The sequence below is a fragment of the Bacillus pseudomycoides DSM 12442 genome, from assembly GCF_000161455.1.
GTDB lineage: Bacteria > Bacillota > Bacilli > Bacillales > Bacillaceae_G > Bacillus_A > Bacillus_A pseudomycoides.
On sequence record NZ_CM000745.1, the window covers coordinates 3,045,041 to 3,053,093 of the forward strand.

At 35.6% G+C, this 8,053-nt stretch carries 8 protein-coding genes; all 8 read left to right on the plus strand.

Features of this window, described 5'->3' with window-relative positions; all coding sequences use genetic code 11:
- On the plus strand, window positions 1–780 hold a 780-nt coding region (locus BPMYX0001_RS15345; protein ID WP_033799050.1), incomplete at its 5' end, for a BC_2427 family protein.
- 88 nt (window positions 781–868) lie between these two features.
- On the plus strand, window positions 869–1,180 hold the full coding sequence (locus BPMYX0001_RS15350) for a hypothetical protein (protein ID WP_033799051.1): 312 nt from the start codon (window positions 869–871) through the stop codon (window positions 1,178–1,180).
- A gap of 320 nt (window positions 1,181–1,500) precedes the next feature.
- A complete protein-coding gene (locus BPMYX0001_RS15355; protein WP_026008522.1) occupies window positions 1,501–2,043 on the plus strand; it encodes a DUF420 domain-containing protein in 543 nt (180 codons plus the stop codon).
- A 236-nt stretch (window positions 2,044–2,279) separates the two neighbouring features.
- A complete protein-coding gene (locus tag BPMYX0001_RS15360) occupies window positions 2,280–3,443 on the plus strand; it encodes an iron-containing alcohol dehydrogenase (protein WP_006095661.1) in 1,164 nt (387 codons plus the stop codon).
- A 159-nt stretch (window positions 3,444–3,602) separates the two neighbouring features.
- Complete coding sequence (locus BPMYX0001_RS15365; RefSeq protein ID WP_006095662.1) at window positions 3,603–4,355, plus strand: DeoR/GlpR family DNA-binding transcription regulator; 753 nt, start codon at window positions 3,603–3,605, stop codon at window positions 4,353–4,355.
- On the plus strand, window positions 4,352–5,263 hold the full coding sequence (gene pfkB, locus BPMYX0001_RS15370; RefSeq protein WP_018783594.1) for a 1-phosphofructokinase: 912 nt from the start codon (window positions 4,352–4,354) through the stop codon (window positions 5,261–5,263). The genes BPMYX0001_RS15365 and pfkB overlap by 4 nt, the downstream gene beginning before the upstream one ends.
- A 12-nt stretch (window positions 5,264–5,275) precedes the next feature.
- Window positions 5,276–7,129 (plus strand): PTS fructose transporter subunit IIABC, encoded by a 1,854-nt coding sequence (locus BPMYX0001_RS15375; RefSeq protein WP_003208055.1) that lies wholly within the window; start codon window positions 5,276–5,278, stop codon window positions 7,127–7,129.
- Between the two features lie 381 nt (window positions 7,130–7,510).
- Window positions 7,511–8,053 (plus strand): SH3 domain-containing protein (locus BPMYX0001_RS15380; RefSeq protein ID WP_157753659.1); only part of this gene is annotated, 543 nt, incomplete at its 3' end.

Genomic DNA, 8,053 nt, shown 5'->3' on the forward strand with positions numbered 1-8,053 from the left:
ATCGAGATGGAAGAAAATCTATTTACAGAGATTGGGATGGAAGAAAGTTCACCTCCTGAATTAAAAGAAGGAAGATTGGCAGGTCTCATGACAATTAAAATACCATTTCATACCATATCCGAAGTGGCTGATTTTTTAATCTCGCCTATTGTGAGTAGTACGAATGAAGAAGTATTTGCATTTCAAAACGAAGAGAATGAAATATTTCGTGAGTTAGATACAAAGTTGTTAGCTACGGTACATCATTATAACGAACAGCCATATTGTCGTTTAATTTCTTCAAAGCTTTTTGAAAAGAGGATTTTTCTAGAATTTTCGAGTGAGAATTATATAAAACATAGTGGGGAAAATCAGTTAGAGCAATCTTTATGGGTTCCTATACACAATTTGAATTTAAAACAGAGAAACGAAAAAAAAAGGAGTAACTATGTAACGACGAAACTGCCAGTTGAAATAGGGAAGTATAAAACGGAAATTAGTTTAGAAGAAAGAGTGATGTTTCAAGAAGAAGTAGAAATTAAAGAAGTTTTACAAGAAATTGTTTTGACAGATAGTAAATTTTTTCCTCAAAAAGTTCTAAAATCAAAAGAGAATTCAGTAACAATTGAAAAAGGAAAGTTGTTGGTAGAAGGCTATGTTGTACAGCGAATTGAATATACAATGGGGTGTTCTAATGAGCAAAGTGATGGATTAGTTAGGTATCAGTTACTGCAAAAAATAGTGCTTGAGTTAATCGTTCAAATATTACAAGAGCAAGAAGTGCAAGTGGAAATTATGTAATCACTATTGCCACAGTGTATATAAAACATTTTTCTTGACTTTTTATATGCGGACGAGGAAAATGGTAAAAAAGGAAGGAGGGGTGATAATGGAAGAGTACGTATTGGATCTTTATAATGTATTGTATACAACAGATTGGCAAGATATTGTTTCATTTCTTGGAATTTTATTTTGTTTAAAAATTGTTATTGTGTACATGGAAGAGCAAGGTATGTTCTATTCCTTCTCATCTCCGTCCGATTTAGAGCGGGAACCGTTGCTCAACTATGCCAATATAAAACAGACGGAACTTCCTTTTATCACATTCTTTATGATTCGGTTTATAACAGCCATTGTGAAGAAAAAAGAAGCCGAAGAAGGAGATTGCTATCCGATTTGTAATACAGCGTATTGTTTATAAGCTAAATACAAGGAGGAGAATAATATGTGGTTTCGATTTCTTATGATTGGTTTCTTTTCATTAACAGCAATTTCTTTAATGGGATATCAAGTATCAGAGATTTTTCAAGCATATAGTGACATGTTTTTTAATAAAAACTAAACGAATTGCTATTTCAATAATAAAGCGATAAGATCCTTCTTAAGAAGTATGATTAAGAAGGATTTTTTCTTTGTTTGATTTCAGTGTGTCAAAGTATTGTCACATTTGCACTATGAATAATATGTTAAAATAGTGTGGTTAACTATACATATGTAAAAGAGGAAGAGGGAGTGAACAATTTGATAGATCAATCAACAAATCAGAAAAGCTATGCTCCTATTGTGATAACGCTTTCTGTAGTTGTCAATGCGATTATTTTATTTTTGTTTTTTGGACCTGTTGGCTACAAAGGAGAGGTACATTTTGATGTAACAATCTTGCCGATGTTAAATGCAATTTTTAATAGCTTTACATTTGTATTTTTATTGGCAGCATTGTTTTCTATTATTAAAAAGAATGTAAAGATGCACCGAGGTTTTATTCTTGCGGCATTTACAACAACATTGCTATTTTGTGTTTCATATTTATCGTATCATTATTTAGCACCAGCAACGCATTTTGGTGGGCAAGGTATTATTAAATATGTGTACTTCTTTATTTTAATTACGCATATTTTCCTTGCGGCAATTATTGTACCGCTTGCATTATTCTCGCTTGTATATGGTTTTACAAACCAATTGACTCGTCATCGTAAGATTGTACGTTGGACGATGCCAATTTGGTTATACGTAAGTCTTTCTGGTGTTATTGTTTACTTAATGATTTCACCGTATTATCAATAAAAAATCTCAGCCTTTGGGCTGGGATTTTTTTATTCCGCTATTCATAGGTAGTAATATCCCACAACTCAAGATTTAAAGAGAGGTGAAGAAGATAGGGTGAGGGAAAATCTGATTGGTGAGAGCTAACTTTCACTGATGGAAGATTCACTTTATGAAGCAAATATTTTTGTGAAATGAACAAAATATGTTATACAAAAGTATAGTAACTTTTATATTGGAAGGATGGGTAGGAAATTATGCAAAATTTTATATTTCGTAATCCGACAAAGCTTATTTTTGGGCAAGGGCAATTAGAACAATTAAAAACAGAGATTCCTCAGTATGGTAAAAAGGTTCTTCTCGTATATGGCGGGGGGAGTATTAAACGAAATGGCGTATATGATAATGTAATCTCTATATTAAACGAAATTGATGCAGAAATTTTTGAATTAACAGGCGTTGAACCGAACCCACGTTTATCTACTGTAAATAAAGGAATTCAAATCTGTAAAGAAAATGATATTGAATTTATTTTAGCTGTCGGTGGTGGAAGTGTCATCGATTGTACGAAAGCAATTGCTGCAGGTAGTAAATATGATGGTGATGTATGGGACATTGTGACAAAGAAAGCATTTGCAAATGAAGCTTTACCATTTGGTACAGTACTAACTCTTGCGGCGACAGGTTCTGAGATGAACGCAGGGTCTGTTATTACAAATTGGGAAACGAATGAAAAGTATGGGTGGGGTAGTCCTGTTACGTTCCCACAGTTTTCTATTTTAGATCCAGCCCATACAGCTTCTGTACCAAGAAATCAAACTATTTATGGTATGGTTGATATTATGTCCCATGTATTAGAACAATACTTTCATCAAGGTTCAAATACAGAATTACAAGACCGCTATTGTGAATCTATTTTAAAAACAGTCATTGAAACAGCCCCGAAACTTTTAAATGGTTTAGAGAACTATGAGCATCGAGAAACAATTTTATATTGTGGAACGATGGCGCTAAATGGCATTTTAGCAATGGGTGTCCGCGGTGATTGGGCAACGCATAATATTGAGCATGCCGTTTCAGCTGTGTATGATATTCCACATGGCGGTGGTTTAGCGATTTTATTCCCAAATTGGATGAAGCATGTTTTAGATGAAAATGTAGATCGGTTTAAACAATTTGCGGTGCGTGTGTTTCATATAGAGACGGAAGGGAAAACGGATAAGGAAATTGCGATGGAAGGTATCGAAGCGTTGCGAAGCTTCTGGATATCTATTGAAGCACCATCTCGTTTAGCTGACTATGAAATTGGAGAAGAGAAAATTGATGTAATGGCTGAAAAAGCGATGGTTGATGGTGAATTTGGTCATTTTAAAAAATTAAATAAAAAAGATGTAGTAGAGATTTATAGAGCTTCATTATAAAGGATAAAGATAATTCAAAGAACCTTCTTGATACGTATCAAGAAGGTTCTTTGAATGTTATTGAACGGTTTAGTGGTTTTATTTGAATGAATTTGAATGTTTTTGATTGATTTTTGAATCCGATTTCATTATACTGTAATCAAAGAAGAGGTGAGTGATATGTTAACTCCTGAACGTCATCAGCTAATTTTACAGCTTGTGAAAGAGAAAAAAGTAGTGAAATTACAACAGTTGGTGGAAGAAACAAAAAGTTCAGAATCAACAATCCGTCGTGATTTAGCGCAATTAGAGAAAGGGCGTTTATTAAAAAGAGTCCATGGCGGGGCTGCTGTATTAACTGGAAAAGGTGAAGAGCCTACGATGGTTGAAAAATCAGCCAAAAACATTCAAGTGAAAAAACAAATCGCTAAGCATGCTGCGTCTTTTGTAGCAAAAGGTGATTGTATTTATTTAGATGCGGGAAGTACAACGTTTGAAATGATTCCGTATTTAATAGAGAAAGAAGTTACAGTTGTAACAAATGGACTTATGCATATTGAAGCGCTAGTTGAAAATAATATTCGTGCTTACTTGCTTGGTGGGATGATGAAGAGTCGAACAAAGGCTTTAATTGGTGCGATGGCACAGGAAAGTATGCAGCAGTATCGATTTGATAAGTGTTTCCTAGGGGCGAATGGTGTACATGAACAGCTTGGATATACAACACCTGATCCTGAAGAAGCATTGCTGAAAAAAAGGGCGTTAACATTAGCGAATGAAGGCTATTTTTTAATAGATGAAAGTAAATTTGCCGAAGTTGCATTTGCGAAAATTGCAAGTATTGAAGAAGCGACAATTATTACAAATGCATTAGAAGGAGAGCAAGAAGAATATAAACGAAAAACAAATGTAATTGAGGTTGATAAACGATGATTTATACAGTTACTTTAAATCCATCGATTGATTATGTTGTTCAAGCAGAGTATTTCACACTGGGAACTGTCAATCGAGCGGAAAAAGATATGAAATTTCCTGGTGGGAAAGGGATTAATGTATCCCGTGTGCTTCATCGGATGGGAATAGATAATACAGCGCTCGGTTTTATAGGTGGATTCACAGGTCAATTTATTGAAGATGTTTTGAAAAGTGAAGGTGTTAGGACGAATTTTGTTCATGTAGATGGAGATTCGCGTATTAATGTGAAAATAAAGGGACAGGAAGAAACAGAACTGAACGGGCAAGGGCCTGTTATTACGGATGAGCAGCTCGGGCAGTTGATGAACAAAATTGAAAATATGCAGGCTGGTGATTATCTTGTATTAGCTGGTAGTATTCCAGCATCGATTCCAAAAACATTTTATGAAACGATTGCTGCTTTTGGAGCAGAACGTCACATTAACGTCATTGTTGATGCGAGCGGAAGTGCGCTTCAGTATGTGACTCAAAATAAGCCATTTTTAATCAAGCCGAATCATTATGAGCTTGGAGAATTATTTGGAGAAAAGCTTTCAACAGTAGAAGAAATTATTCCATATGGAAAAAAGTTAATTGAACAAGGTGTACAGAATGTAATTGTTTCTATGGCAGGAGATGGAGCTTTATTATTTACAAGTGAAGGAATATATGAGGCAACCGTACCAAAAGGAACAGTTATCAATTCTGTCGGAGCGGGAGACTCTCTTGTTGCAGGTTTTGTGGGGATATATGAAAAAACGAAAGATATTGAAGAAGCAATTCGTTATGGTGTAGCAACAGGAAGTGCAACAGCTTTTTCAGCTGATTTATGTACGAAAGATAAAGTAGAGGAATTATTATCGCAAGTAATGATTACAAAGCGATAGGGGGAACAGAAGATGAAAATTACAGAACTTTTAAAAAGGGATACCGTTATCATGGATTTGACAGCTTCAGCAAAAGAAGCTGTCATCGATGAATTAGTAGAGAAACTAGAAAAGGCAGGAAGATTGAATAGCCAAGAGGAATTTAAAGAGGCTATTTTACAGCGTGAAATGCAGAGTACAACTGGAATTGGTGAAGGGATTGCTATTCCACATGCCAAAACAAAAGCGGTCAAACAACCAGCTATTTGCTTTGGACGAAGTGTAAGCGGTGTCAATTATGAGTCGCTTGATGGACAACCAGCTCATTTATTCTTTATGATTGCGGCTAGTGAAGGAGCAAACAATACACATTTAGAAACACTATCTCGTCTATCTACGTTATTAATGGATGAAGGGTTTCGCAAACAACTGTTAGAAGCAAAAAGTGAAGAGGAGCTTCTTCATTTGTTCGATGAAAAAGAAAATGAACAAGAAGATGAGCAAAGTGAAGTAACAAAACCGGAGGGAAATGAACCATATGTGTTAGCGGTAACAGCTTGTCCGACTGGTATCGCTCACACATATATGGCTGCGGACAGTCTAAAGGCAAAGGCAGCAGAATTAGGAATTGCGATTAAGGTCGAAACAAATGGTTCTACTGGTGTGAAAAATGGATTAACGAAAGAGGATATTGAGCGTGCAACAGCTATTATCGTTGCGGCGGATAAACAAGTAGAAATGAATCGCTTCGCTGGAAAGCATGTTATTCAAGTACCAGTTGCAGATGGTATTCGGAAATCAGACCAGCTAATTAATCGAGCTGTGAATCAAGAAGCCCCGATTTTTAAAGGAATAAAAGAAAATAGAAAAGTAGAGGAGCCAGAGAAGGAAAAAGGATTTGGTATATATAAGCATTTAATGAATGGTGTTAGTAATATGTTACCTTTCGTTGTTGGTGGAGGTATTTTAATTGCACTAGCCTTTTTCTTTGGTGGTATCGATACGAAAGGGCCGATTGCAGAAACATTAATGTCAATTGGTGGTAAAGGGGCATTCCAATTCCTTGTTCCGATATTAGCTGGATTTATTGCGAGTTCTATTGCGGATCGCCCAGGGTTTATGCCTGGTATTGTCGGTGGATTTTTAGCAGCGCAAGCAAATGCAGGATTTTTAGGTGGATTAATTGCTGGTTTCTTAGCTGGATATATTGTACTTGGTTTAAAGAAAGTATTAGCAGGTTTACCAGCACAATTAGAAGGAATTAAACCTGTTTTATTATATCCGGTACTTGGTTTGTTACTTACAGGGGTATTAATGTTGAAAGTTGTAAATCCTCCTGTTGTTGCTTTAAATGAGGCGTTAACGAGTTGGTTAAATGGTTTAGGTGGTGCGAATGCTATATTATTAGGACTTATTTTAGGTGGAATGATGGCTATTGATATGGGCGGTCCTATTAATAAAGCGGCATTTACATTTGGGATTGCTGCAATTGAGGCTGGAAACTTTGGTGTGCATTCAGCTGTTATGGCTGGTGGAATGGTACCTCCGCTTGCGGTTGCACTTGCAACTACACTTTTTAAAGCGAAATTTACAGAAGCAGAACGTAAATCGGGTTTTACAAACTATATTATGGGGGCATCATTTATTACAGAAGGGGCAATACCATTTGCGGCTGCTGATCCAATCCGTGTAATTGTCAGTTGTGTTGTGGGCTCAAGTCTTGCTGGTGCATTATCGATGTTATTTGGAATTACATTGCCAGCGCCACACGGTGGAATATTTGTTATATTATTAGTGAATAAACCAGTTCTATATATTCTTTCTATATTAATAGGTTCTATTGTATCTGCCCTTATGTTAGGGATATGGAAAAAGAAAATTTCATAAAAAGTTCAAAAGGACAGCGGCCATATTAGGTAGCTGTCCTTTTCGGATTATAGTGTACGTTATATATATGAATGTCAAAATGTATATGATTTATGACATAAAAAGACATAGCGCAACCAAGAATTGTAATGTTTCGGTGTTTTTTTGTAACAAGATGGTAATACTATTACTTTTATTGCAAAAAAAACATATGAGTTTGAAAGAAAAAAATGATTAAAACTCTTAAAAATACGTATAGAACACTATTTTCTTTTATTCTACTTTATATTACAAAGCATTAATGGTTGATTACGAATCGTTTGTAATTGTGTGATATCCTAAATCTCCTGAAAAACTGTTGCTATAATGAGGACACGAAAACAAAGCGAATGGAGGCTATTCATGAAAAAATTAATTGGTATAGCAGCAGCAGCGGTTTTTGGTCTTGGGATTTTCACTACTTCTGCAAAAGCAGAAACTGTTGTAACAACAGAGGTATTAAATGTACGCGAGAACCCAACTACTGAATCACAAGTTGTAGGTAAAGTATTAAATGGTCATAAATTAGATGTTACAAATACAGAAAACGGATGGTCACAAATCAAATTAAATGGTAAAGACGCATTCGTAAGCACAGAATTCACAAAAAGCATCTACTACGTAACAGCAAACGTATTAAACGTACGTGCTGAAGCGAACACAAACTCAGAAATTCTTGGTACGCTTAAGAAAGACGATATGATCGAAACAACGAACCAAGTACAAAATGGATGGTTACAATTCGAATATAACGGGAAAACGGCTTACGTTCATGTTCCTTTCTTAACAGGTACAGCACCTGTTATTGAAAAACAAGAAACGACTGCTCCTGCTCAAGCTGCAGCACCTGCTAAAGCAGAGGCAAAAGCACCAGCAGCACAAGAAAAACCAGCAGCACAAGAAAAG

Excerpts from the sequence above, each read along its gene's own strand:
- BPMYX0001_RS15365 (WP_006095662.1), top strand. The coding sequence starts at position 3,603 with ATGTTAACTCCTGAACGTCATCAGCTAATTTTACAGCTTGTGAAAGAG.
- BPMYX0001_RS15350 (WP_033799051.1), top strand. The coding sequence starts at position 869 with ATGGAAGAGTACGTATTGGATCTTTATAATGTATTGTATACAACAGAT.
- BPMYX0001_RS15375 (WP_003208055.1), top strand. The coding sequence starts at position 5,276 with ATGAAAATTACAGAACTTTTAAAAAGGGATACCGTTATCATGGATTTG.
- pfkB (WP_018783594.1), top strand. The coding sequence starts at position 4,352 with ATGATTTATACAGTTACTTTAAATCCATCGATTGATTATGTTGTTCAA.
- BPMYX0001_RS15360 (WP_006095661.1), top strand. The coding sequence starts at position 2,280 with ATGCAAAATTTTATATTTCGTAATCCGACAAAGCTTATTTTTGGGCAA.